Source organism: Pseudomonas sp. EA_65y_Pfl1_P113 (assembly GCF_963970525.1).
Classification (GTDB): domain Bacteria; phylum Pseudomonadota; class Gammaproteobacteria; order Pseudomonadales; family Pseudomonadaceae; genus Aquipseudomonas; species Aquipseudomonas tritici.
The window spans coordinates 314,128-337,297 of the sequence record NZ_CAXAQM010000001.1 but is presented as its reverse complement, the minus strand read 5'-3'; the positions used below and the strand labels follow the sequence as shown (position 1 = coordinate 337,297).

The 23,170-nt window shown below is 59.4% G+C and carries 26 protein-coding genes and 1 tRNA gene; 25 read left to right on the top strand and 2 right to left on the bottom strand.

Going from position 1 to position 23,170, the window contains the following annotated elements; translation table 11 throughout:
* The first annotated feature begins 7 nt into the window (after positions 1-7).
* Genes AACY52_RS01615 through AACY52_RS01595 form a run of 5 tightly spaced genes read left to right on the top strand, consistent with a single transcriptional unit; the run spans position 8 to position 4,633 of the window.
* Complete coding sequence (locus AACY52_RS01615; protein ID WP_339560190.1) at positions 8-1,666, top strand: methyl-accepting chemotaxis protein; 1,659 nt, start codon at positions 8-10, stop codon at positions 1,664-1,666.
* 39 nt (positions 1,667-1,705) lie between these two features.
* On the top strand, positions 1,706-2,245 hold the full coding sequence (locus tag AACY52_RS01610) for a chemotaxis protein CheW (protein ID WP_339420649.1): 540 nt from the start codon (positions 1,706-1,708) through the stop codon (positions 2,243-2,245).
* Positions 2,246-2,254: 9 nt separating this feature from the next.
* Entirely contained in the window at positions 2,255-3,064 is an 810-nt protein-coding gene (locus AACY52_RS01605; protein WP_339560189.1) for a CheR family methyltransferase, read from the top strand.
* Positions 3,061-3,594, top strand: coding sequence for a chemoreceptor glutamine deamidase CheD (cheD, locus tag AACY52_RS01600; RefSeq protein ID WP_339435968.1), 534 nt, complete (start codon positions 3,061-3,063; stop codon positions 3,592-3,594). Before AACY52_RS01605 ends, cheD begins: the two co-directional genes overlap by 4 nt.
* Entirely contained in the window at positions 3,557-4,633 is a 1,077-nt protein-coding gene (locus AACY52_RS01595; protein WP_339420646.1) for a chemotaxis response regulator protein-glutamate methylesterase, read from the top strand. Before cheD ends, AACY52_RS01595 begins: the two co-directional genes overlap by 38 nt.
* Positions 4,634-4,827: 194 nt before the next feature.
* Here the strand turns inward: AACY52_RS01595 and AACY52_RS01590 are convergent.
* A tRNA-Leu gene (locus AACY52_RS01590) sits at positions 4,828-4,912 on the bottom strand.
* A gap of 108 nt (positions 4,913-5,020) precedes the next feature.
* Here AACY52_RS01590 and queA point away from each other — a divergent pair.
* From queA to AACY52_RS01560, 6 genes are all read left to right on the top strand, one after another.
* Positions 5,021-6,070 (top strand): tRNA preQ1(34) S-adenosylmethionine ribosyltransferase-isomerase QueA, encoded by a 1,050-nt coding sequence (gene queA, locus AACY52_RS01585; RefSeq protein ID WP_339496822.1) that lies wholly within the window; start codon positions 5,021-5,023, stop codon positions 6,068-6,070.
* 5 nt (positions 6,071-6,075) lie between these two features.
* Positions 6,076-7,191: a tRNA guanosine(34) transglycosylase Tgt gene (gene tgt / locus AACY52_RS01580; RefSeq protein ID WP_339420694.1), complete on the top strand. Its 1,116-nt coding sequence runs from the start codon at positions 6,076-6,078 to the stop codon at positions 7,189-7,191.
* Between the two features lie 43 nt (positions 7,192-7,234).
* Positions 7,235-7,573 carry a preprotein translocase subunit YajC gene (gene yajC / locus AACY52_RS01575; protein ID WP_003175975.1) on the top strand — a complete coding sequence of 113 codons (339 nt, stop codon included), beginning with the start codon at positions 7,235-7,237 and terminating at the stop codon, positions 7,571-7,573.
* A 62-nt stretch (positions 7,574-7,635) separates the two neighbouring features.
* Positions 7,636-9,504, top strand: a complete 1,869-nt coding sequence (secD, locus tag AACY52_RS01570; RefSeq protein WP_339420644.1) for a protein translocase subunit SecD — start codon at positions 7,636-7,638, stop codon at positions 9,502-9,504.
* Between the two features lie 9 nt (positions 9,505-9,513).
* Complete coding sequence (gene secF / locus AACY52_RS01565; RefSeq protein ID WP_339420643.1) at positions 9,514-10,428, top strand: protein translocase subunit SecF; 915 nt, start codon at positions 9,514-9,516, stop codon at positions 10,426-10,428.
* Positions 10,429-10,552: 124 nt separating this feature from the next.
* Positions 10,553-11,095 carry a glycine zipper 2TM domain-containing protein gene (locus tag AACY52_RS01560; RefSeq protein ID WP_339420642.1) on the top strand — a complete coding sequence of 181 codons (543 nt, stop codon included), beginning with the start codon at positions 10,553-10,555 and terminating at the stop codon, positions 11,093-11,095.
* A 223-nt stretch (positions 11,096-11,318) separates the two neighbouring features.
* On the opposite strand, the gene suhB is transcribed toward AACY52_RS01560, so the two are convergent.
* Complete coding sequence (gene suhB, locus AACY52_RS01555; RefSeq protein ID WP_003175971.1) at positions 11,319-12,134, bottom strand: inositol-phosphate phosphatase; 816 nt, start codon at positions 12,132-12,134, stop codon at positions 11,319-11,321.
* A 145-nt stretch (positions 12,135-12,279) separates the two neighbouring features.
* Between suhB and trmJ the strand changes: the two genes are divergently transcribed.
* The 14 genes from trmJ (at position 12,280) to AACY52_RS01485 (ending at position 23,170) form a co-directional block, all read left to right on the top strand.
* On the top strand, positions 12,280-13,050 hold the full coding sequence (gene trmJ / locus AACY52_RS01550; protein WP_339560188.1) for a tRNA (cytosine(32)/uridine(32)-2'-O)-methyltransferase TrmJ: 771 nt from the start codon (positions 12,280-12,282) through the stop codon (positions 13,048-13,050).
* Positions 13,051-13,052: 2 nt separating this feature from the next.
* The gene (gene cysE, locus AACY52_RS01545; RefSeq protein ID WP_339435980.1) at positions 13,053-13,838 is read left to right on the top strand and encodes a serine O-acetyltransferase; all 786 of its coding nucleotides are present in this window, start codon (positions 13,053-13,055) and stop codon (positions 13,836-13,838) included.
* Positions 13,839-14,125: 287 nt separating this feature from the next.
* Positions 14,126-14,617 (top strand): Fe-S cluster assembly transcriptional regulator IscR, encoded by a 492-nt coding sequence (gene iscR, locus AACY52_RS01540; RefSeq protein ID WP_065874522.1) that lies wholly within the window; start codon positions 14,126-14,128, stop codon positions 14,615-14,617.
* Between the two features lie 49 nt (positions 14,618-14,666).
* A complete protein-coding gene (locus AACY52_RS01535) occupies positions 14,667-15,881 on the top strand; it encodes an IscS subfamily cysteine desulfurase (RefSeq protein WP_339420553.1) in 1,215 nt (404 codons plus the stop codon).
* A 99-nt stretch (positions 15,882-15,980) separates the two neighbouring features.
* Positions 15,981-16,367: a Fe-S cluster assembly scaffold IscU gene (gene iscU, locus AACY52_RS01530; protein WP_003175965.1), complete on the top strand. Its 387-nt coding sequence runs from the start codon at positions 15,981-15,983 to the stop codon at positions 16,365-16,367.
* A 28-nt stretch (positions 16,368-16,395) separates the two neighbouring features.
* On the top strand, positions 16,396-16,719 hold the full coding sequence (iscA, locus tag AACY52_RS01525) for an iron-sulfur cluster assembly protein IscA (RefSeq protein ID WP_003175963.1): 324 nt from the start codon (positions 16,396-16,398) through the stop codon (positions 16,717-16,719).
* An 8-nt stretch (positions 16,720-16,727) separates the two neighbouring features.
* Complete coding sequence (gene hscB, locus AACY52_RS01520) at positions 16,728-17,249, top strand: co-chaperone HscB (RefSeq protein WP_049711633.1); 522 nt, start codon at positions 16,728-16,730, stop codon at positions 17,247-17,249.
* Positions 17,250-17,300: 51 nt separating this feature from the next.
* Positions 17,301-19,163, top strand: coding sequence for a Fe-S protein assembly chaperone HscA (hscA, locus tag AACY52_RS01515; RefSeq protein WP_339420554.1), 1,863 nt, complete (start codon positions 17,301-17,303; stop codon positions 19,161-19,163).
* A gap of 3 nt (positions 19,164-19,166) precedes the next feature.
* Positions 19,167-19,508, top strand: a complete 342-nt coding sequence (gene fdx / locus AACY52_RS01510; protein WP_015885743.1) for an ISC system 2Fe-2S type ferredoxin — start codon at positions 19,167-19,169, stop codon at positions 19,506-19,508.
* Between the two features lie 14 nt (positions 19,509-19,522).
* A complete protein-coding gene (gene iscX / locus AACY52_RS01505; RefSeq protein ID WP_032879605.1) occupies positions 19,523-19,723 on the top strand; it encodes a Fe-S cluster assembly protein IscX in 201 nt (66 codons plus the stop codon).
* Between the two features lie 92 nt (positions 19,724-19,815).
* Complete coding sequence (ndk, locus tag AACY52_RS01500; protein WP_003175956.1) at positions 19,816-20,241, top strand: nucleoside-diphosphate kinase; 426 nt, start codon at positions 19,816-19,818, stop codon at positions 20,239-20,241.
* A 29-nt stretch (positions 20,242-20,270) separates the two neighbouring features.
* Positions 20,271-21,419 carry a 23S rRNA (adenine(2503)-C(2))-methyltransferase RlmN gene (gene rlmN / locus AACY52_RS01495; RefSeq protein ID WP_049711635.1) on the top strand — a complete coding sequence of 383 codons (1,149 nt, stop codon included), beginning with the start codon at positions 20,271-20,273 and terminating at the stop codon, positions 21,417-21,419.
* A 12-nt stretch (positions 21,420-21,431) separates the two neighbouring features.
* Positions 21,432-22,190, top strand: coding sequence for a type IV pilus biogenesis/stability protein PilW (pilW, locus tag AACY52_RS01490; RefSeq protein ID WP_339420555.1), 759 nt, complete (start codon positions 21,432-21,434; stop codon positions 22,188-22,190).
* A complete protein-coding gene (locus AACY52_RS01485) occupies positions 22,190-23,170 on the top strand; it encodes a RodZ family helix-turn-helix domain-containing protein (RefSeq protein WP_339420556.1) in 981 nt (326 codons plus the stop codon). Before pilW ends, AACY52_RS01485 begins: the two co-directional genes overlap by 1 nt.

Sequence of the window (23,170 nt, the reverse complement as noted above, 5' to 3'; positions counted from 1 at the left end):
TTCTCCGATGAAATGGTTCTACGATCTTAAAATTTCCACCAAGCTGATCAGTTCGTTCCTGATGGTACTGGCGCTCACCGGGGCCATGGGCGGCTTCGCTATCCTTCAACTCGGTGCCGTCAACCATGCCGCCCAGGACATCAAGAGCAACTGGATGCCCTCCATGCGCGCAGCGGCAGGCATGCGTTTTTATGCCGCCAACTATCGCTTGAAAGAATACCGCCACATCGGTAACGAGATGGCCGAAGAAAAGGCCCAGGCCGAACGCGAAGCCAGCGAGGCGCGCCAGCAGTTCGAAACCCGCATGCAGACCTACGAGCAATTGGTGTCGAACGATAACGATCGTCAACTGCTGCTCAGCGTGAAAAGCGCATGGGACACCTACATTGCGACCAGCAAGCAGGTCCTGGAGTTTTCCCGGCAGAACCAGGAGGCTCAGGCGCGCAGTTTGCTCATGGGGGAATCCAAAGGGCATTTCGATGAGGTGACCAACCGCCTGCAGAAAATGGTCGAGCTCAATGACGCCGGCGCGACTGCCGCGGGTGATACGGGCACGGTGCTGTATGAAAGCTCACGCGTGTCGATCATCGCGGTACTGGTCGCGTCCCTGTTGATCGGTCTGGGCCTGGCGATATTCATCGCGCGGATCATTTCCCGCCCATTGCGCCAGGCGGCGAGTGCCGCCGAGCAATTGGCCGAAGGCAACCTTAACGCGCACATCGAGCCAGGTGGCAAAGATGAAACCGGTATGGTGCTCAACGCCATGCGCAACATGGTCGGCAAGCTGGCACATATCATCGGCGAAGTGCGTAACGCCTCCGATAACCTCGCCAGCGCCTCCGAGCAGGTCAGCGCCACCGCGCAATCGATGAGCCAGGCCACCAGTGAGCAGGCCGCCAGTGTCGAGGAAACCAGTGCGTCGGTCGAGCAGATGAGCGCCAGCATCAACCAAAACACCGAAAACGCCAAGGTCACCGATGGCATGGCCAGCAAAGCTGCCAAGGAAGCCACCGAGGGCGGCGAATCGGTACAGCAGACGGTGGTGGCGATGAAGAAAATCGCCCAGCGCATCAGCATCATCGATGACATCGCCTACCAGACCAATCTGCTCGCGCTCAATGCCGCCATCGAGGCCGCCCGCGCCGGCGAGCACGGCAAGGGGTTCGCCGTGGTAGCCGCCGAAGTGCGCAAGCTGGCCGAACGCAGCCAGGTGGCCGCCCAGGAAATCGGGGAACTGTCTTCCAGCAGCGTGGACATGGCCGAGAAAGCCGGCAAGTTGCTCGACGAAATGGTGCCTTCCATCAACAAGACGTCCGACCTTGTGCAGGAAATCAGTGCGGCGTCCGAAGAGCAGGCCGCCGGTGTCGCCCAGATCAACACGGCGATGACCCAGCTCAACCAAGTGACCCAGCAAAACGCCTCGAGCAGCGAGGAACTGGCGGCCACGGCCGAAGAAATGAGCAGCCAGGCCGAGCAACTGCAACAGGCCATGAGTTTCTTCGTGCTGGATTCAGCGTCCAAGGCCGCGGTGCAAAGCAACAGCGTGGACGGCCCCGGCAGCACGCCCAACCGTCAGCCGCCACGCACTAAACCAACGGCGCCGCGCAAGGCCTTCGCCTACACCATGGCCAGTGCCCCGGACGAATCGGATTTCACCCGCTTCTGATCGCACGATCGATGCGGGCCTACAAGGGAGAGTAGTGACATGGGCGCAGTAATGACGACTCGGCAGACCGCGGTGGCGGTCGATGAGGATGCGCAGTACCTGACCTTCATGCTGGGCGGCGAAATGTTCGCCATCGGCATCCTGGGGATCAAGGAAATTATCGAATACGGTAGCCTGACCGTGGTGCCGATGATGCCCGCTTTCGTGCGCGGGGTAATCAACCTGCGCGGCGCAGTGGTGCCGGTGGTGGACTTGTCGGCGCGCTTTGGTCGGGCCAACTCAGCGATCACCCGGCGCTCCTGCGTGATCATCATCGAGGCGAGTACCGAGGACGGCCAGCCACAGGACATCGGGCTGCTGGTCGATACGGTGTCTGCCGTGCAGGAGATCCCGACCACGCAGATCGAACCGCCACCGAGCTTCGGTGCGCGAATTCGCGCGGATTTCATCAGTGGCATGGCCAAGGTCGACGGCAAATTCGTGATCGTGCTGGAAGTGGACAAGGTGCTGTCCATCGACGAGATGTCCAGCCTCGCCGAGGCCGGCCAGGCGCCAGCCCCTGACCTCGACCCGCGTTGAGGCTCGATCATGTCAGACACCGTCTCCATCGACGATCGTGAATTCGGTCAGTTCCAGACCTGGCTGTACCGCGCGGCCGGCATCAACCTGTCGCCGGCCAAGAAAGCCTTGGTGGCCGGTCGCCTGTTCAAGCGCCTCAAGCACTATGAGCTGCAGAGCTATGGTGAGTATTTCAAGCTGATCATGAATGACCAGCGCAAGGGCGAACTGCAGGTTGCGCTGGATTTGCTGACCACCAACGAAACCTATTTTTTTCGCGAGCCCAAGCACTTCGACTTCCTGCGTCAGCACGTGCTGCCCCAGGCCGCGCCGGGCCGGATGTTTCGCGTGTGGAGCGCGGCCAGTTCCACAGGTGAAGAGCCCTACAGCCTGGCGATGACCCTGGCCGAAAGTCTCGGCACCACGCCCTGGGAAGTGATCGGCTCGGACATCAGCTCCCAGGTGCTGGCCAAGGCCCGCACAGGGCATTACTCAATGGAACGCATCGAGACCTTGCCCCAGCCGCTGCTGGTCAAGTACTGCCTCAAGGGCATGGGGCGCCAGGAGGGCACCGTCTTGATCGACAAGGCCTTGCGCAGCCGCGTCAATTTTGTCCAGGTCAACCTTAACGAAGCGCTGCCGGCCCTGGGGGAGTTCGAGGTGATCTTCCTGCGCAACGTGATGATTTATTTCGATCAGCAGACCAAGCGCCAGGTGGTCGCGCGCCTGCTGCCGCTGCTCAAACCCGGTGGTTACTTGATCATCAGTCACTCCGAAAGCCTCCACGGTGTCAATGACACCTTGAAGCTGGTGGCGCCATCGATTTACCGCAAGCCATGAAAAAGCCTGTCGGTACGACCGAAGTGGTATTGGCACCTGGCCAAGTCAGCTTTGCGACGCAGCCGACGCGCCTGCGTACCTTGCTCGGCTCCTGCGTGGCGATCACCTTTTGGCATCCGCAACTGCGGATCGGCGGCATGTGTCACTTCATGCTGCCGGGGCGCCTGCGCAATCATCAGCCCCTGGATGGCAGGTACGCCGACGAAGCCCTGGAACTGCTGCTGCGCCACGCAAAGATCAATGGCACGCATGCACGTGATTACCAGGTCAAGTTGTTCGGCGGCGGCGAGATGTTTCCTGATTTGCAGCGCCGCCTGCCGACGCAGGACGTGGCCAGCCTGAATATTCGCGCGGCACTGGCCCTGGCCGAGCGCTATCACCTGCACCTGACCGCCCAGGACATGGGCAGTACCGGTTACCGCACGATCATGTTCGACCTGTGGAACGGCAACGTCTGGGTTCGGCACCAACCAATGGGAATAGTTAAAGAAGATGCCTACCAAAAAAATCAGTGTGTTGCTGGTCGATGATTCGGCCGTGGTGCGCCAGGTACTGCTGGCGATTCTCAGCGACACGCCGGATATCCACGTCATGGGGGCGGCTTCCGACCCGATTTTCGCCATGGACAAACTCGCCCGGGAATGGCCGGATGTGATCGTGCTGGACGTCGAAATGCCGCGCATGGACGGCATCACGTTTCTCAAGAAAATCATGAGCGAGCGGCCGACGCCGGTGGTGATCTGTTCGTCGCTGACCCAGAAAGGCGCGGAAACCTCCCTGCAGGCGCTGTCGGCGGGTGCGGTGGAAATCATCACCAAGCCCTCAACCGGCTTAAAGAGTTTCCTGATTGAGTCGGCGGCCGAGTTGGTGGCAGCGATCCGGGCCGCAGCGAACTCCAACGTCAGGAACCTGGGAAAGCGCAGCGTCAGTCCGCCAATGACCCCACCCAGCAAGCTCAGTGCCGATGCGATCCTGCCCGCCGCCAATGGCCATGCCATGGCCCAGACCACCGAGCGTATCGTCGCCATCGGCACCTCCACCGGCGGCACTCAAGCGCTGGAAGCCGTGCTGACGGCACTGCCGCGAGTGTGCCCGGGTATGGTGATCGTGCAGCACATGCCCGAGAAGTTCACCGCTTCGTTCGCCGAGCGTCTCAACAGCGTGTGCGAGATCGAGGTGCGCGAAGCGCGCAACAACGACCGTATCCTGCCTGGCCTGGCCTTGATCGCCCCTGGCGGCAAGCACCTGATGGTCACCCGCAGCGGTGCCTATTATCACGCTCAGGTTATCGATGGACCGCTGGTCAACCGCCATCGGCCTTCCGTGGATGTGCTATTTCGTTCAGTGGCCCGGTTCGCCGGCAGGAATGCCACCGGCATCATCATGACGGGCATGGGCGACGACGGCGCGCGCGGGCTCAAGGAAATGCTCGAGGCCGGGGCCGCCACGGTCGCCCAGGATGAAGCCAGTTGCGTGGTGTTCGGCATGCCCAAGGAAGCCATCAAGCTCAACGCCGCTCAGCGCATCATGGCGCTGGAGGATATTTATCGGGCGATCCTGCATAAGTGAGGGGGCAGGGTGACGTGGCGGGTGTGTAGGCAGGTGGTTTGAGGATGTTGGCGCTATCGCTATCGCAGGCAAGCCAGCGCCCACAGTGGACCGTGTTTCAGGTGTGGGATGGGAGGTGAGTCGTTATTCCGCCGACAAGCCACTTTTCTACAGGCGAAAAAAAAGACCTTGAATTTCAAGGTCTTTTTTTAAGATGGTGCCCCGAGGGAGAATCGAACTCCCACTTCTTTCGAAAACGGATTTTGAATCCGCCGCGTCTACCAATTCCGCCATCAGGGCTCAATGGCGGCGAAGTATAGAGATGAGATTACCGTTGGTCAATCACGTTTCATGGTCAATTTTCACTATTTCCGCTAGACTTCCCGGCCCTGCTAGACGAACCCCATCATGCGCGTTGCTGACTTTACTTTTGAGCTCCCTGATTCGCTGATCGCTCGCCACCCTTTGGCCGAGCGTCGCGCCAGTCGACTGCTGACCCTGGACGGGGTGAGCGGTGCCCTCGCACACCGTCAATTCACTGATTTGCTTGAGCATTTGCGCCCAGGCGATCTGATGGTGTTCAACAATACCCGGGTAATTCCGGCGCGGCTGTTTGGCCAGAAAGCTTCCGGCGGCAAGCTGGAAATTCTGGTGGAGCGGGTGCTGGACAGCCATCGTGTGCTGGCCCATGTGCGCTCCAGCAAGTCGCCGAAACCGGGCTCGGTCATCTTGATCGATGGCGGTGGCGAAGCCGAGATGGTGGCGCGTCATGATGCGCTGTTCGAGCTCAGGTTTGCCGAAGAAGTGTTGCCATTGCTGGAGCGCGTCGGCCATATGCCGTTGCCGCCTTATATAGATCGCCCCGACGAAGACGCGGACCGCGAGCGCTATCAGACGGTGTACTCCCAACGCCCTGGCGCCGTGGCTGCGCCGACGGCCGGGCTGCATTTCGACCAGCCGCTGCTGGATGCGATTGCCGCCAAGGGCGTCGAGACGGCTTATGTGACCCTGCACGTGGGGGCCGGTACGTTTCAGCCGGTGCGTGTGGATAACATCGAAGACCACCATATGCACAGCGAGTGGCTGGAAGTCAGCCAAGGCGTCGTCGACGCGGTTAACGCGTGCAAGGCGCGCGGCGGGCGAGTGGTGGCGGTGGGTACCACCAGCGTGCGTTCGCTGGAGAGTGCGGCGCGTGGTGGCGTGCTCAAGCCGTTCAGTGGCGACACCGATATCTTTATTTACCCAGGCCGGCCGTTCCATGTGGTCGATTGCCTGGTGACCAACTTTCATTTGCCGGAATCCACGCTGTTGATGCTGGTGTCGGCATTTGCCGGTTACCCGGAAGCCATGGCCGCTTATCAAGCCGCCATCGCTAACGAGTACCGTTTTTTCAGCTACGGTGATGCGATGTTTATCACCCGCAATCCGGCGCCGCGCGGCCCAGAGGAACAATCATGAGTCGTATGTCGTTTGAATTGTTGGCCACCGATGGCAAGGCCCGTCGTGGTCGCCTGACCTTCCCGCGTGGCACCGTGGAGACCCCAGCTTTCATGCCGGTTGGTACCTACGGCACCGTTAAAGGCATGATGCCGCGCGACATCGTCGCCACCGGCGCCGAGATCATCCTCGGCAACACCTTTCACCTGTGGCTGCGCCCGGGCACGGAAGTGATCAAGAAGCATGGCGACCTGCATGACTTCATGAAGTGGCAAGGCCCGATCCTCACTGACTCCGGTGGTTTCCAGGTGTTCAGCCTGGGCGCCATGCGCAAGATCAAGGAGGAGGGTGTGACCTTCGCCTCGCCGGTGGACGGTTCCAAGGTGTTCATGGGGCCGGAAGAGTCGATGCAGGTGCAGCGCGACCTGGGCTCCGACATCGTGATGATTTTTGACGAGTGCACGCCGTACCCGGCTGATGAAGACGTCGCGCGGACCTCCATGGAGTTGTCGTTGCGTTGGGCCCAGCGTTCGAAGAATGCCCACGGCGACAACACGGCGGCGCTGTTCGGTATCGTCCAGGGCGGTATGCATGAAAGCTTGCGCAAACGCTCGCTGGAAGGCCTCGACAAGATCGGCTTTGACGGCCTGGCAATCGGCGGTTTGTCGGTGGGCGAGCCCAAGCACGAGATGATCAAGGTACTGGATTACCTGCCGGGCCTGATGCCCGCTGAAAAACCTCGTTACCTTATGGGCGTTGGCAAACCGGAAGATCTCGTAGAGGGTGTGCGCCGCGGTGTGGACATGTTCGATTGCGTGATGCCAACCCGAAATGCCCGCAATGGGCATCTGTTCATTGATACAGGCGTGCTGAAGATCCGTAACGCGTTCCATCGCCATGATGATTCGCCGCTGGATCCCACCTGTGATTGCTACACCTGCCAGAACTTCTCCCGGGCTTATCTGCACCATCTGGACAAGTGCGGGGAAATGCTGGGTAGCATGTTGAATACCATCCACAATTTGCGTCACTACCAAGTCCTGATGGCTGGTTTGCGCGAGGCTATTCAACAGGGTACATTGGCCGCCTTCGTCGATGCCTTCTATGCCAAGCGCGGGCTCCCTGTGCCGCCTTTGGACTGAGTTTTCCGATCCTAAGATTCACTATTTGCAACTGGAGTGCTAAATGAGCTTTTTTATCTCTAACGCCATGGCTGACGCCGCTGCGCCTGCTGCTGCCGGCCCTATGGGCGGTGGTTTCGAGTGGATTTTCCTGGTCGGCTTCCTGGTCATCTTCTACCTGATGATCTGGCGTCCACAGGCCAAGCGCGCCAAAGAGCAGAAGAACCTGCTGGGCAGCCTGCAGAAAGGTGACGAAGTTGTGACCACCGGCGGCATCGCTGGCAAGATCACCAAGGTTTCCGATGCTTTCGTGGTTCTGGAAGTCTCCGACACCGTAGAAATGAAGTTCCAGAAGGGCGCCATCGCTGCCACGCTGCCAAAAGGCACGCTCAAAGCGATCTAAGTAACAACCTTTACCAATCGACGGGGCGCGCAAGGCGCCCCGCGTTATAAGCGGGCGGCGTGATGCTGAACAAATACCCTCTGTGGAAATACGTACTGATCCTGGCGGTGCTGGCGATCGGGTTTATTTATTCCGCTCCCAATCTCTATCCTGATGACCCTGCGATCCAGATCTCTGGCGCCAGCACTTCGCTGCAGGTCAATCAGGCTGATCTGGACCGTGCGAGCAAAGCGCTGACTGACGCGGGCATTCAGGTTAAAGCGGCAACTTTGGCGGCTGGTTCGAAAGGCGGCTTGTTGCGCCTGACCAAGCAAGAAGACCAATTGCCGGCTAAAGATGTCGTGCGCAAGGCCATGGGTGACGACTACGTCGTTGCACTAAACCTGGCACAGACCACGCCACAATGGCTGCGCAGCATTGGCGCGCACCCGATGAAGCTGGGTCTGGACTTGTCCGGTGGTGTGCACTTCCTGCTGGAAGTCGACATGGACAAAGCCCTCGACGCCCGCCTGAAAGTCTACGAAGGCGACGTGAAGAGCCTGCTGCGTAAAGAGCGCCTGCGTTATCGCAGCCTGCCGCAGCTCAACGGTGCCATCCAGCTGGGCTTCTCTGACGAGGCTTCCCGTGAACAGGCCCGTGCGCTGATCCGCAAGAACTTCAACGATTTCGATATCGTACCGGCTGACCTCAATGGCCAGGCTGTACTGCGTCTGGCGATGAGCCCGGCCAAGATCGCGGAAATCCGCGAATACTCCATCAAACAGAACTTGACCACGGTACGTAACCGCGTCAACGAGCTGGGTGTGGCTGAGCCGATCGTTCAGCGCCAGGGTGCCAACCGCATTGTGGTTGAGCTGCCCGGCGTGCAGGACACCGCTGAAGCCAAGCGTATCCTGGGTAAAACCGCCAACCTGGAGTTCCGCCTCGCGGCTGAGTCGGGTGCTACCCGCGCCACTTCCGAAGAGTTCGAGTTCCGCGAAGGCAATCGTCCTCCAGCGCTGATCGAGCGTGGCTTGATCATCACCGGTGATCAGGTGACCGACGCCAAGGCGGGTTTTGGCGAGCACGGTACCCCTGAAGTGAATATCCACCTGGATGGCCACGGCGGCGAACTGATGAGCCGCGCCACGCGCAGCAACGTCGGTCGCAGCATGGCGGTGATCTTCATCGAGCAACGCCCGGTTACCACCTATACCAAGCAAATGGTCAACGGCGTCGAGAAAGACGTGCCGGTACAGACCTTCAAGGAAGAAAAGAAGATCATCAGCCTGGCGACCATCCAGTCGCCGCTGGGTGCTCAATTCCGCATCACCGGCCTGAACGGTCAGGGTGAATCCTCGGAACTGGCCCTGTTGCTGCGTGCCGGTGGCCTGGCTGCGCCGATGTACTTCGCTGAAGAACGTACCATCGGCCCGAGCCTGGGTGCCGACAACATCGCCAAGGGTGTCGACGCGGCGTTGTGGGGCATGCTGTTTGTCTCGCTGTTCATCATCGCCATCTACCGTTTCTTCGGCGTCATCGCCACGGTGGCCCTGGCGGGCAACATGGTCATGCTGCTGGCGCTGATGTCGCTGCTGGGTGCTACGCTGACCTTGCCAGGTATCGCCGGTATCGTGCTCACCATGGGTATGGCGGTAGACGCCAACGTGCTGATCTTCTCGCGGATTCGTGAAGAGATCGCCAATGGCATGACCGTACAGCGTGCAATCAACGAAGGCTTCGGCCGGGCATTTACCGCGATTCTCGACTCCAACCTGACCACATTGTTGGTAGGTGGGATTCTCTTTGCCATGGGTACCGGCCCGGTCAAGGGTTTTGCGGTGACCATGTCCCTCGGTATCTTTACCTCGATGTTCACGGCCATCATGGTGACCCGCGCAATGGTCAACCTGATCTATGGCGGGCGTGACTTCAAGAAGTTGTGGATTTAAGGGGCTGCCATGTTACGTACAATCAACTTCATGGGCGTTCGCAAGATTGCGTTCGGCGCCACTGTGCTCCTTACCGTTCTGGCGCTGTTCAGCTGGTTCCACAAGGGCCTCAACTACGGTCTGGACTTCACCGGCGGTACGCTCATTGAGCTGACCTACGAGAAGCCGGCCGACGTTACCGTGGTGCGCAACGAGCTGGTCAAGGCCGGCTATCACGAAGCCGTCGTGCAAAGCTTCGGTGCCACCACCGATCTGCTGGTGCGTATGCCAGGCGAAGACCCGCAACTGGGTCACCAGGTAGCTGAAGCCTTGCAGAAGGTCGGCGGCGATAACCCGGCATCGGTCAAGCGCGTCGAATTCGTCGGCCCACAAGTCGGTGAAGAGCTGCGTGACCAGGGCGGCCTCGGCATGCTGATGGCGCTGGCGGGTATCATGATTTACCTGGCGTTCCGCTTTCAGTGGAAGTTCGGTGTCGGCGCCATTGTGTCGCTGATCCACGACGTGATCGTGACCGTGGGTATCCTGGCGTACTTCCAGATCACCTTCGACCTGACCGTTCTGGCGGCCGTGCTGGCGATCATTGGTTACTCGCTCAACGACACCATCGTGGTATTCGACCGGGTTCGTGAGAACTTCCGCGTACTGCGCAAAGCGACGTTGATCGAGAACATCAATATCTCCACCACGCAGACCCTGCTGCGGACCATGGCGACGTCGATCTCCACCTTGCTGGCGATTGGCGCGCTGATGATCTTTGGCGGCGACAACCTGTGGGGCTTCTCCCTGGCGCTGTTCATCGGCGTGCTGGCGGGTACCTACTCGTCGATCTACATCGCCAACGTGGTGCTGATCTGGCTGAACCTCAACAGCGAAGACTTGATCCCTCCTGCCGCTACCGGCAAGGAGGTCGACGACCGCCCTTGATGGGGTGTCGTTGACTTGCTGTTAGAAAGAAGGCACGAGTATTGAACTCGTGCCTTTTTTTTTGCTCCAAGGCTGGGTGTAGCGCGGATCGTTCGGTCCGTTTGTGATGGTCAGGAGGTTCAACGTGAACAAGTCGTTACTGGTTGGTGCGGTATTGGGTGCTGTCGGTGTGACTGCCGGGGGTGCTGTCGCCACCTACAGCCTGGTAAAAAGCGGCCCTGAGTATGCGCAAGTGCTGGCGGTGCAGCCGGTGAAAACCCAGATCAAAACCCCGCGTGAGGTCTGCAAGGACGTCGCGGTAACCCGGCAGAAGCCGGTGCAGGATCAGCATCAGGTCGTCGGTACCGTGGTCGGTGCGCTCGCTGGTGGCCTGCTGGGCAATCAGGTCGGTGGCGGCAATGGTAAGAAGCTGGCTACCGTAGCCGGCGCGGTCGGCGGTGGTTATGCCGGTAACAAGGTTCAGGAAGGCATGCAGAGCCGCGATACCTACACCACTACCCAGACTCGCTGTAACACTGTCAACGATATCAGCGACAAGGTTGTCGGCTATGACGTGCGTTACACCTTGGATGGCAAGGAAGGCTCGGTGCGTATGGATCGTGATCCAGGCGGCCAGATTCCAGTCGACAAGGAAGGGCGTTTGGTGCTGGGCCAGAACCAGCAGTAATGCCAAGCCTGGTACAGATGCAAAAATGTGTGTGGGTTCAAAAATGTGGGAAGGGGCTTGCCTCCCGATAGCGGTGGTTCAGTCAGCTTATTAGGTGCTGGCCCCTGCAATTGGGGTCAGACCCCCTCCCACAATTGATTTGTGTTGTTGCTGTAGTTACGGCAAGCCTCAAATCCCAGGCATAAAAAAGCACCCATAAGGGTGCTTTTTTGTGCCTGCTCGCTTAACGCTTCAGCGAAGCCGGCAGGTGCGGCTGGATCGCGGTCAGCACTGCCTTGAAGCATTTGGTGTTGCCGGCAACCACGTGGCCTTTCTCCAGGAAGTCGTGACCACCGGTGAAGTCGCTCACCAGGCCGCCAGCTTCTTGAATCAGCAGGGCGCCTGCCGCCATGTCCCATTCGGACAGGCCCGACTCCCAGAACGCATCAAAACGACCGGCGGCCACATAAGCCAAGTCCAGGCTAGCTGCGCCAGCGCGACGGATACCAGCGGTCTGGCCAACCAGGGCGCGGAACATGCCCAGGTAGTTTTCCAGGTTGTCCATCTGGTCGTCACGGAACGGGAAGCCGGTACCCAGCAGGGCGCCGTCGAGGCTGGTGCGACCGCTGACGCGCAGGCGACGACCGTTCAGTTGGGCGCCACGGCCACGGCTGGCGGTGAATTCTTCCTGGCGGACCGGGTCCAGCACAACAGCGTGTTCCAGGCGGCCACGGTATTTGCACGCGATGCTCACGGCAAAGTGCGGGATGCCACGCAGGAAGTTCGTGGTGCCATCCAGTGGGTCGATGATCCACAGGTAGTCTTCGCCTTCGCCGCTACCTTTGTGCAGGCCGGTTTCTTCACCGAGAATGCCGTGGGTAGGGTAGGCCTTGCGCAGAGCGTCGATGATTTTCTGTTCGGCGGCGCGATCCACCTCGGATACATAATCCTTGGCGTCTTTTTCGTCGACCTTGATGGTATCCAGGCGCTCGATGGAGCGGAAGATCAATTCACTGGCGCTGCGGGCGGCGCGCAGCGCGATATTCAGCATGGGCTGCATGGATAGGTCACCTAAGGTTGTTAAAGAAAGCCGGGCAGTTTAGCAGAAACTTTCTTCAGGTGAAGGACGACGTTAGCTTTCATGGCATAACCTTAGGCTGTTCTGTAAGATTTGCTCCCCTTTCCCGTGTCCGAGAGCGCCTCCCTTGCTGCAAAACATTCGTGTCGTCTTGGTCAATACCAGTCATCCCGGCAACATCGGTGGGGTGGCGCGAGCCATGAAAAACATGGGGCTGACGCGCCTGGTGCTGGTCGAGCCGCGCCTGTTCCCGCACCACGAGGCCGATGCTCGCGCGTCCGGCGCCAATGATCTCCTGGAAAAAGCCCAGGTCGTTGCCGCCTTGGAAGACGCCTTGGTTGGCTGCAACCTGGTGCTCGGCACCAGCGCCCGCGACCGTCGCATCCCTTGGCCGCTGCTGGATCCACGCGAGTGCGGCACCAAAGTGGTGGAAGAGGCCGCTGGCGGCGCTGAAATCGCCTTGGTATTCGGGCGTGAAGATTCCGGCCTGACCAATGAAGAGCTGCAGCGATGTCATTACCATGTGCACATTCCATCAGATCCTGAGTTCAGCTCGCTGAATCTCGGGGCAGCGGTGCAGGTGTTAACTTACGAAGTGCGCATGGCCTGGCTGGCTGCTGAGGGGCAGCCGAGCAAAGTGGAAAAGGATGAAGTTGCATCGACCAAAAGTGGCGAGTTGGCCACCATGGACGAGTTGGAGCGATTCTATGAGCACCTGGAGCAAACCCTGGTGGCCATCGAATTTCTCGATCCGGACAAGCCCCGGCACTTGATGGCGCGCCTGCGTCGCCTGTACGGACGCAGTTCCGTGAGTCGAGCCGAAATGAATATATTGCGTGGCATCCTCACGGAAACCCAGAAAGCGGCCCGTGGCGAGCTTCTTAAGCGGAAGGATTAAAAATGTTCGAGCGTTTGCGAGAAGATATCCAGAGTGTTTTCCATCGTGACCCGGCGGCGCGCAACGCCTTTGAAGTGCTGACCTGCTACCCCGGCATGCACGCGATTTGGATTCACCGCCTGTCCGGCGCGTTGTGGGGCATGGGCTGGAAATGGCTGGCGCGGTTGGTGTCGAACTTTGGGCGCTGGCTGACCGGGATTGAGATTCATCCGGGTGCCAAAGTGGGCCGCCGCTTCTTCATCGACCATGGCATGGGCATCGTGATTGGCGAGACTGCCGAGATCGGCGATGACGTGACGCTCTATCAAGGCGTGACCTTGGGTGGCACAAGCTGGAACAAAGGCAAGCGCCACCCGACACTGGGTGATGGCGTGGTGGTAGGGGCGGGCGCCAAGGTACTCGGCCCGTTCACCGTCGGCGCCGGTGCCAAGGTGGGTTCCAATGCTGTGGTGACCAAGGCCGTGCCGCCTGGCGCGACCGTTGTTGGCATTCCTGGTCGCATCATCGTCAAGCCGGAAGTCGGCGACGAGCAGGAAGCCAAGCGCAAGGCCATGGCCGAGAAGATCGGTTTCGATGCCTATGGTGTCAGCGAAGACATGCCCGACCCGGTGGCGCGCGCCATTGGCCAGTTGCTTGACCACCTACAAGCGGTGGACGGCAAGCTGGAGGGTATGTGCGGTGCGTTGAAGGATCTGGGTAGCCCTTACTGCGCGAAGGATCTGCCTGAGTTGCGCGAGGAAGACTTTGCCGAGATCAAGGACGAAACCGCCGCCACCAAGGCTGGCTGAACGCGTTCCCCTGTGGGGCCTGGCTTGCCGGCGATAGCGGTATGCCAGCTACCCCATGTGGTGCTGATACACCGCTATCGCAGTCAAGCTAGCTCCCCTATTTGATATCCTCTGGCCTTGCAATTTCCGTTCGACCTTGTTGCTGCTGTTCGTCCCCACCCCATCCTGCTATGATTCGCGCGCCGTTTTTACGGCTAATCCTGACTAAAGTACTAGGTCTTATAGTTGACTTAAATACTCGGGAATCGCATACTTGCTCCCATTCTGAAACACCTTGGTACTTGTCCATGAGACTGACTACAAAAGGCCGATACGCGGTGACCGCCATGCTTGACTTGGCCTTGCACGCGCAAACTGGGCCTGTGTCCCTGGCCGATATCTCCGAGCGACAAGGCATTTCCCTGTCCTACCTCGAGCAGCTGTTCGCCAAGTTGCGTCGTAGCAATCTGGTTTCCAGTGTGCGTGGTCCGGGTGGCGGCTATCAACTGTCCCGCGACATGCAGGGCATCCAGGTGGCTCAGGTGATCGACGCGGTCAACGAATCCGTCGACGCGACCAAATGCCAGGGCCAGGGTGATTGCCACGCCGGCGACACCTGTCTGACGCACCACTTGTGGTGCGATCTGAGCCTGCAGATCCATGAGTTTTTGAGTGGTATCAGCTTGGCTGATCTTGTGACTCGCCGTGAGGTGCAAGAAGTAGCCCAGCGTCAGGACCAGCGCCGTTGCAACACCAAGGCGCCGCGTCTGGACAAGATTGAAGCGTCCGCCGTCGAGTGACAGCCGAAGAGCTAACGGCACGCCAGCCAGCCTGATTAGGAGAAAGTCCATGAAATTGCCGATTTACCTTGATTACTCAGCGACCACCCCGGTTGACCCGCGTGTCGCGCAAAAGATGAGCGAGTGCCTGCTGGTTGACGGAAACTTCGGCAACCCTGCCTCCCGTTCCCACGTATTCGGCTGGAAAGCTGAGGAAGCGGTCGAGAACGCCCGTCGCCAGGTCGCCGACCTGGTTGGCGCAGACCCGCGTGAAATCGTCTGGACCTCCGGTGCCACCGAGTCCGACAACCTGGCAATCAAGGGTGCGGCGCATTTCTACGCGACCAAAGGCAAGCACCTGATCACCACCAAGATTGAGCACAAGGCTGTCCTCGACACCATGCGCCAACTGGAGCGTGAAGGTTTCGAGGTGACCTACCTTGAGCCAACCACCGACGGTATCGTCACCCCAGCGATGATCGACGCCGCGATGCGTGAAGACACCATCCTGGTTTCCGTGATCCACGTGAACAACGAAATCGGCACCATCAACGACATCGCGGCCATCGGCGAGTTGACCCGTTCCAAGGGCATCCTGCTGCACGTCGACGCTGCTCAGTCCACCGGCAAGGTCGACATCGATCTGTCGAAACTGAAAGTCGACTTGATGTCGTTCTCTGCCCACAAGACCTACGGCCCGAAAGGCATCGGCGCCCTGTACGTGAGCCGTAAGCCACGTGTGCGCATCGAAGCCGCCATGCACGGCGGCGGTCACGAGCGCGGCATGCGTTCTGGCACTTTGGCGACCCACCAGATCGTTGGCATGGGCGAAGCCTTTCGCGTAGCCAAGGAAGACATGGCTGCCGAAAACGTGCGCATCAAGGCACTCAGCGATCGCTTCTATAAGCAGGTCGAGAACCTTGAAGAGCTGTACGTCAACGGCAGCATGACCGCCCGCGTACCGCACAACCTGAATTTGAGCTTCAACTATGTCGAAGGCGAGTCGCTGATCATGGCGCTCAAGGACCTGGCGGTTTCGTCCGGTTCGGCCTGCACCTCGGCCTCGCTTGAGCCTTCGTATGTTTTGCGCGCCCTGGGCCGCAACGACGAACTGGCGCACAGCTCTATCCGCTTTACGTTCGGCCGCTTCACCACCGAAGAGCAAATCGACTACGCCGCGCAGAAAGTTTGCGAAGCCGTCAACAAGCTGCGCGTTCTGTCGCCGCTGTGGGACATGTACAAAGACGGTGTCGATATTTCCAAGATCGAGTGGGCGGCACACTAACTATAGAAGCCGCCACCCCAGCTCTGTAGGAACGTGGCGGAAAACGCAGGCGTTTCTACAGGGTTCCAGAGCGGCCCTGATGAGTGAGGATTCAGTACCATGGCTTACAGCGAAAAGGTCATCGACCACTACGAAAACCCGCGCAACGTCGGCAAGATGAACGCGGAAGACCCTGATGTCGGCACCGGCATGGTTGGCGCTCCGGCGTGCGGCGATGTGATGCGCCTGCAAATCAAGGTTAACGACGCTGGCGTTATCGAAGACGCTAAGTTCAAGACTTACGGCTGCGGTTCGGCCATCGCCTCCAGCTCCCTGGCGACCGAATGGATGAAAGGCAAGACCCTGGATGAGGCTGTCACTATCAGCAACACCCAGCTGGCCGAAGAACTGGCGTTGCCGCCCGTGAAAATCCACTGCTCGGTACTCGCAGAAGACGCCATCAAGGCGGCCGTTCGCGACTACAAGCAGAAGAAAGGCTTGATCTAAGCATTTGGCGACAGGTAAGGAGTCAACGATGGCTATCAGCATGACAGAAGCGGCTGCGCAGCACATTCGCCGCTCCCTGAATGGGCGCGGTAAAGGTGAGGGGATTCGTCTGGGTGTTCGCACCACGGGCTGTTCCGGCCTTGCCTACGTGCTGGAGTTTGTCGACGAGGTGGTTGCGGAAGACCAGGTGTTCGAAAGTCACGGCGAGAAAGTGATCATCGACCCTAAAAGCCTGACCTACCTGGACGGCACCGAGCTCGATTTCGTCAAGGAAGGGTTGAACGAAGGCTTCAAGTTCAACAACCCCAACGTACGCGGTGAATGTGGCTGCGGCGAAAGCTTCAACATCTGAGGCTATTCGTGGGCACTCCTTGTCATTTCGCTTTATTCGAGCTGCAGCCGAGCTTTCGGCTGGACCTTGAGCAGCTTGCTACGCGCTACCGCGAATTGGCGCGTAGCGTGCATCCGGACCGCTTCGCTGACGCTTCCGAGCGTGAGCAACGCCTGGCGCTGGAGCAATCGGCCAGCCTCAACGAAGCCTATCAGACGCTGAAAAACCCACCCAAGCGCGCGCGTTACCTGCTCGCGATGAACGGTGGCGAGTTGCCGCTTGAAGTCACGGTGCACGACCCCGACTTCCTGATGCAGCAGATGCAGTGGCGCGAAGAGCTCGAAGACTTGCAGGACGAAGCCGATGTGGCTGGCGTCGCGGTCTTCAAGCGTCGTCTGAAAGTGGCCCAGGATGAGCTCAACGAAAGCTTCGCAGCTTGTTGGAATGATGCAGCGCAACGTGAACAGGCCGAACGCCTGATGCGGCGCATGCAGTTCCTCGACAAGCTCACCTACGAAGTGCGCCAGCTAGAAGAGCGCCTCGACGATTAACCCAGTGCTGCCCGTGATGCACGCCTGATAGACAGATAAGACCTGATTACCATGGCCCTACTGCAAATCGCCGAACCCGGCCAAAGCCCCCAACCGCACCAGCGTCGCCTGGCGGTCGGGATTGACCTGGGCACCACCAATTCCCTGGTTGCTGCCTTGCGCAGCGGCCTGTCCGAACCGCTACCCGACGCCGATGGCCAGGTTATCTTGCCGTCCGCCGTGCGCTATCACGCTGATCGCACCGAAGTCGGTGAGTCGGCTAAGTTGGCAGCGTCTACCGATCCGTTGAACACCGTGCTATCGGTCAAGCGCTTGATGGGGCGTGGTCTGTCCGACGTCAAGCAATTGGGCGACCAGCTGCCGTATCGCTTTGTCGGCGGCGAATCCCACATGCCGTTTATCGACACCGTCCAGGGCCTGAAAAGCCCGGTGGAAGTGTCGGCCGATATCCTCAAGGTGCTGCGCCAGCGTGCAGAAACCACCTTGGGCGGCGAACTCGTAGGGGCGGTGATCACCGTGCCGGCCTATTTCGATGACGCCCAGCGCCAAGCCACCAAGGACGCGGCGAAACTTGCCGGCCTAAACGTGCTGCGCCTGCTCAATGAGCCCACCGCAGCCGCTGTGGCCTACGGTTTGGACCAGCATGCCGAAGGCCTGGTTGCCATTTACGACCTGGGCGGCGGCACCTTTGATATCTCGATCCTGCGCCTGACTGGCGGTGTCTTCGAAGTCCTGGCCACCGGTGGTGATACCGCCTTGGGCGGAGATGACTTCGATCACGCCATCGCGGGCTGGATCATCACCAGCGCCGGCTTGTCTGCCGACCTCGACCCGGGCGAGCAGCGCAACCTGCTGCAAACCGCCTGCGCCGCCAAGGAAGCGCTGACGGAGGCTGCATTTGTTGAAGTGTCCTACGGCACTTGGTCGGCCCAACTGACGCGCGAAGCCTTCGATGCGTTGATCGAGCCGATGGTCGCCCGCAGCCTGAAAGCCTGCCGCCGCGCCGTGCGTGATTCCGGTATCGAGCTGGAAGATGTCGGTGCCGTGGTCATGGTCGGTGGTTCCACCCGTGTGCCGCGCGTTCGTGACGCTGTCGCTGAAGCCTTTGGTCGCCAGCCGCTGACTGAAATCGACCCGGATCAAGTGGTCGCCATTGGTGCCGCGATCCAGGCCGATACCCTGGCCGGCAACAAGCGCGATGGCGGCGAGCTGCTGCTGCTTGACGTGATTCCGTTGTCCCTGGGGCTGGAAACCATGGGCGGTTTGATGGAGAAGGTGATTCCACGTAACACCACCATTCCTGTCGCCCGCGCCCAAGACTTTACTACTTACAAAGATGGCCAGACGGCCATGATGATCCATGTGTTGCAAGGCGAGCGCGAGCTGATCAGCGATTGCCGCTCCCTGGCGCGTTTTGAATTGCGCGGTATTCCGGCGATGGTGGCGGGTGCGGCGAAGATTCGCGTCACGTACCAGGTGGATGCTGACGGCCTGCTCAGCGTGGCCGCCCGTGAACTGGCGTCCGGCGTTGAAGCCAGCATCCAGGTAAAGCCGTCCTACGGCCTCACCGATGGCGAAATCGCAAAGATGCTCAAGGACTCGTTCCAGTATGCCGGTGACGACAAGGTCGCCCGCGTGTTGCGCGAGCAACAGGTCGACGCCCAGCGTCTGCTCGAAGCGGTGCAGGGTGCCCTGGATGCTGACGGCGAGCGCCTGTTGGACGCCGAAGAGCGCATGGTCATCGACCTGCAGATGCAGGAGTTGGCCGAACTGATGAAAGGCACCGATGGTTACGCCATCGAGCAGCAGACCAAGCGTCTGTCACAAGTGACCGATGCCTTTGCCGCCCGCCGCATGGACCAGTCGGTAAAAGCTGCCCTGGCGGGACGCAACCTGAATGAAATCGAGGAATAATTAATGCCGCAGGTCATTTTTCTGCCACACGCCGAGCACTGTCCGGACGGTATGGTCGTGGAGGCTGAGACCGGCAAGTCCATCCTCGAAGTTGCCCATGACAACCACATCGAGATCGAAAGCGCCTGCGGCGGTGTGTGCGCCTGCACCACGTGCCACTGCGTGATCCGCGAGGGCTTCAACAGCCTTGAAGAGGCTGATGAGCTGGAAGAGGACTTTCTTGACCGCGCGTGGGGCCTGGAAGCGACTTCGCGTCTAAGCTGTCAGGCAAAGGTCGGGACGGAAGACATTACCGTCGAAATTCCGAAATATTCCCTCAACCATGCAGCCGAAGCGCCGCATTGATTCAAGGAAATGTCATGAGCCTGAAATGGGTTGATGTACAAGAAATCGCTATACAACTTGCTGAAGCTCATCCTGAGGTCAATCCTCTTACGGTCAACTTCGTCAAGCTGCGCAATCTGGTAATGGCGCTGCCGGACTTCGACGACATCCCTGACCGGGGTGGCGAAAAGGTCCTGGAGGCGATTCAAGGCCTGTGGATCGAAGAAGCAGACTGAACCGCCTTTTTACGCAGTTAGGCAATACCCAATAACCCGCGTATAATTCGCGGGTTTAATTTTTCGTAAATTACCGTTTCTGGAGTTACACCATGGCTGTTCAACGTACTTTCTCCATCATCAAGCCTGACGCTGTTGCAAAAAACGTCATCGGCGAGATCACCACTCGTTTCGAAAAAGCCGGCCTGAAGGTTGTAGCTTCGAAACTCAAGCAACTGTCCAAAGCTGAAGCTGAAGGCTTCTACGCTGAGCACAGCGCTCGTGGCTTCTTCGGCGACCTGGTCGCCTTCATGATCTCCGGTCCTGTTGTTGTTCAGGTTCTGGAAGGCGAAAATGCTATCGCTCTGAACCGTGAGCTGATGGGCGCTACCAACCCTAAAGAAGCAGCTGCCGGTACTATCCGTGCTGACTTCGCTGAATCCATCGACGCCAACGCTGTACACGGTTCGGACTCCGAAGCCGCTGCTGCTCGCGAAATCTCGTACTTTTTCGCTGCTACTGAAGTAACCGCTCGCTAAGCATTGGCTTAAAGAGTGAGGGTGAATCCATGACTACATCGACTGTGAAAACCAACCTGCTGGGTCTGACTCAGCCGGAAATGGAGAAATTCTTCGACTCAATCGGGGAGAAGCGCTTCCGTGCCGGTCAGGTAATGAAATGGATTCACCACTTTGGCGTCGACGATTTCGACGCCATGACGAACGTCAGCAAGGCCCTGCGCGACAAGCTCAAGGCCATTGCTGAGGTCCGTGGTCCCGAGGTTGTCAGCGAGGACATCTCCACCGACGGCACCCGTAAATGGGTGGTGCGTGTGGCGTCCGGCAGTTGCGTCGAGACCGTTTACATTCCCCAGGGCAAACGTGGCACTTTGTGCGTTTCGTCCCAGGCAGGCTGTGCCCTGGACTGCAGTTTCTGCTCCACCGGCAAGCAAGGCTTCAATAGCAACCTCACCGCCGCTGAAGTCATCGGCCAGGTGTGGATTGCCAACAAATCCTTTGGCAGCGTCCCGGCGACCGTCGACCGTGCCATCACCAATGTGGTGATGATGGGCATGGGTGAGCCGCTGCTGAACTTCGACAACGTGATCGCGGCCATGCACCTGATGATGGACGACCTGGGCTACGGCATCTCCAAGCGCCGTGTGACCCTGTCGACCTCTGGCGTGGTGCCGATGATCGATGAGCTGGCCAAGCACATCGACGTCTCCCTGGCGTTGTCGCTGCACGCACCGAATGACGCATTGCGTAACCAATTGGTGCCAATCAACAAGAAGTATCCGCTTAAGATGCTGCTCGAATCTTGCCAGCGCTACATGGCAACGTTGGGCGAGAAGCGCGTCTTGACCATTGAGTACACCATGCTCAAGGACATCAATGACAAGGTCGAGCACGCGGTCGAGATGATCGAACTGCTCAAGAACACCCCGTGCAAGATCAACCTGATTCCGTTTAACCCGTTTCCTCATTCTGGCTACGAGCGGCCGAGCAACAACGCCATCCGTCGTTTCCAGGATCAACTGCACCAGGCCGGTTACAACGTCACCGTGCGCACCACCCGTGGTGAAGACATCGACGCCGCCTGTGGCCAATTAGTAGGGCAGGTGATGGACCGCACCCGCCGCAGCGAACGTTATATCGCCGGACGCGAACTGAACGCAGCCGACGATTTGCCGCTGATTGCTGTGAATCGAATCTGAGAGAGGATCTCTATGCCCTTGCGCCTTGCGCTGCTTTTGCTTGTTACCGGTCTCGCGGCCGGTTGTGTTTCATCGGGTTATGACAGCCCTATGCACACGGGTAAAGGCCGTGATGAGGCGCGAGTTGCCTATGTGCAATTGGGCATGGGTTACCTGCAGCAAGGCATGAACGAGCAGGCCAAGGTGCCTTTGAAGAAGGCCCTTGAGCTGGACAGCGACGATGCTGACGCCAATGGCGCGTTGGCACTGGTGTTCCAGGCCCAGGCCGAGCCTGAACTGGCTGAGCAGTATTTCCTCAAGGCACTCGCCTCAAAACCCGAAGGCCCGCGGCTGCTGAACAATTACGGCAGCTTCCTGTTTGCGCAGAAACGTTATGACCAGGCCGCTCGTTATTTCCAGCAAGCCAGCGCCGATACCCTTTATCCTGAGCGTTCGCGGGTGTTCGAGAACCTTGGGGTGACTTCCATGCGTCTCGGCCAACGCGACAGCGCCCGCCAACAACTGGAAAAAGCCCTGCATTTGAATGGTCGCCAGCCTCGAGCATTGCTCGAAATGGCTGAGTTGTCCTACGAAGACAGGCATTATGTGCCGGCACGTGACTATTACGAGCGTTTTAGCCTGCTCAGCGGGCAAAATGCACGTAGTCTATTGCTCGGTGTGCGCTTGGCGACGGTTCATGAAGAACGCGACACAGCCGCACGTTTTGGCCAGCAACTCGAACGACTCTATCCCGGTACGCCGGAATATCAGCAATACCTGTCGGAGCAATGATGAAAGCGTCGCACCCGGAAGTTGTAGCAGCTAATCGCGTAAACCCAGGCGACACCTTGCGTCAGGCCCGCGAAAGCAATGGTTGGTCGCTGGCGGAAGTGGCCCTCAAGCTCAATTTGACCACGACGTCCCTGGGCAATCTGGAAGCCGGCGCCTTCGATAAGCTGCCTGGGCATACCTTTGCCCGTGGCTATATCCGTGCCTATGCCAAATTGCTGGGTATTGACCAGGCCATATTGGTCCAGCAATTCGATCAATTCACCGGTACCGACTCCCAAGGCAGCAATGTGCATGGCTTGGGTCGAATCGAAGAGCCGGTGCGGGTTTCCCACACTATTTTGCGAATTGTCAGCCTGTTGTTGCTGATTGCTGTCATTGGCGGCGGTTTCTTCTGGTGGCAAGACCAGGCCGCCCAGCGCACCAAGGACATGACCAGCAACGCCATGGAGCACGTCGAAGTCGAAAGCGCCGACGGCACCACTCAAATTCATCCGTTGGATGAGCCCGAAGACCAGGCTGTTGCCGAGGGCCAGGCCGCGCCTGAAGCACCCGTCGCCGCGCAACCCGTACCGGAAGCCGCGCCAGCCGCGACCGCCGACGTACCTGCGACGCCAGATGCGCCGGCTCACACTACGGCTGCCCAGCCCCATACATCGACCGCCCCAGTGCAAGCGCCAGCGACTACCACACCAGCTGCCCCTGCGATTTCGCCGCCCACCACCCCAGCGCTGATCGCCGGTGATGGCCGCGTGCAGATCACCTTCGTCGCTGATTGCTGGACGCAACTCACCGATGGCAATGGCAAAGTGCTGTTCAGCGGTCTGAAGCGTAAGGGAGATACCCTTGATCAGGGCGGCAAGCCTCCTTTGACGCTGCGTCTGGGCTTCGCCCGGGGCGCGCAGGTGGTCTATAACGGCCAGCCTGTAGACGTGGCGCCGTTCACCAGTGGCGAGACAGCTCGCCTGAAGTTGGGACAATAG

Bases quoted from the DNA above. Each gene is read 5' to 3' on its own strand.
- AACY52_RS01615 (WP_339560190.1), top strand. From the start codon at position 8: ATGAAATGGTTCTACGATCTTAAAATTTCCACCAAGCTGATCAGTTCG.
- AACY52_RS01610 (WP_339420649.1), top strand. From the start codon at position 1,706: ATGGGCGCAGTAATGACGACTCGGCAGACCGCGGTGGCGGTCGATGAG.
- AACY52_RS01605 (WP_339560189.1), top strand. From the start codon at position 2,255: ATGTCAGACACCGTCTCCATCGACGATCGTGAATTCGGTCAGTTCCAG.
- cheD (WP_339435968.1), top strand. From the start codon at position 3,061: ATGAAAAAGCCTGTCGGTACGACCGAAGTGGTATTGGCACCTGGCCAA.
- AACY52_RS01595 (WP_339420646.1), top strand. From the start codon at position 3,557: ATGCCTACCAAAAAAATCAGTGTGTTGCTGGTCGATGATTCGGCCGTG.
- queA (WP_339496822.1), top strand. From the start codon at position 5,021: ATGCGCGTTGCTGACTTTACTTTTGAGCTCCCTGATTCGCTGATCGCT.
- tgt (WP_339420694.1), top strand. From the start codon at position 6,076: ATGTCGTTTGAATTGTTGGCCACCGATGGCAAGGCCCGTCGTGGTCGC.
- yajC (WP_003175975.1), top strand. From the start codon at position 7,235: ATGAGCTTTTTTATCTCTAACGCCATGGCTGACGCCGCTGCGCCTGCT.
- secD (WP_339420644.1), top strand. From the start codon at position 7,636: ATGCTGAACAAATACCCTCTGTGGAAATACGTACTGATCCTGGCGGTG.
- secF (WP_339420643.1), top strand. From the start codon at position 9,514: ATGTTACGTACAATCAACTTCATGGGCGTTCGCAAGATTGCGTTCGGC.
- suhB (WP_003175971.1), bottom strand. From the start codon at position 12,134: ATGCAGCCCATGCTGAATATCGCGCTGCGCGCCGCCCGCAGCGCCAGT.
- cysE (WP_339435980.1), top strand. From the start codon at position 13,053: ATGTTCGAGCGTTTGCGAGAAGATATCCAGAGTGTTTTCCATCGTGAC.
- iscR (WP_065874522.1), top strand. From the start codon at position 14,126: ATGAGACTGACTACAAAAGGCCGATACGCGGTGACCGCCATGCTTGAC.
- AACY52_RS01535 (WP_339420553.1), top strand. From the start codon at position 14,667: ATGAAATTGCCGATTTACCTTGATTACTCAGCGACCACCCCGGTTGAC.
- iscU (WP_003175965.1), top strand. From the start codon at position 15,981: ATGGCTTACAGCGAAAAGGTCATCGACCACTACGAAAACCCGCGCAAC.
- iscA (WP_003175963.1), top strand. From the start codon at position 16,396: ATGGCTATCAGCATGACAGAAGCGGCTGCGCAGCACATTCGCCGCTCC.
- hscA (WP_339420554.1), top strand. From the start codon at position 17,301: ATGGCCCTACTGCAAATCGCCGAACCCGGCCAAAGCCCCCAACCGCAC.
- fdx (WP_015885743.1), top strand. From the start codon at position 19,167: ATGCCGCAGGTCATTTTTCTGCCACACGCCGAGCACTGTCCGGACGGT.
- iscX (WP_032879605.1), top strand. From the start codon at position 19,523: ATGAGCCTGAAATGGGTTGATGTACAAGAAATCGCTATACAACTTGCT.
- ndk (WP_003175956.1), top strand. From the start codon at position 19,816: ATGGCTGTTCAACGTACTTTCTCCATCATCAAGCCTGACGCTGTTGCA.
- rlmN (WP_049711635.1), top strand. From the start codon at position 20,271: ATGACTACATCGACTGTGAAAACCAACCTGCTGGGTCTGACTCAGCCG.
- pilW (WP_339420555.1), top strand. From the start codon at position 21,432: ATGCCCTTGCGCCTTGCGCTGCTTTTGCTTGTTACCGGTCTCGCGGCC.
- AACY52_RS01485 (WP_339420556.1), top strand. From the start codon at position 22,190: ATGAAAGCGTCGCACCCGGAAGTTGTAGCAGCTAATCGCGTAAACCCA.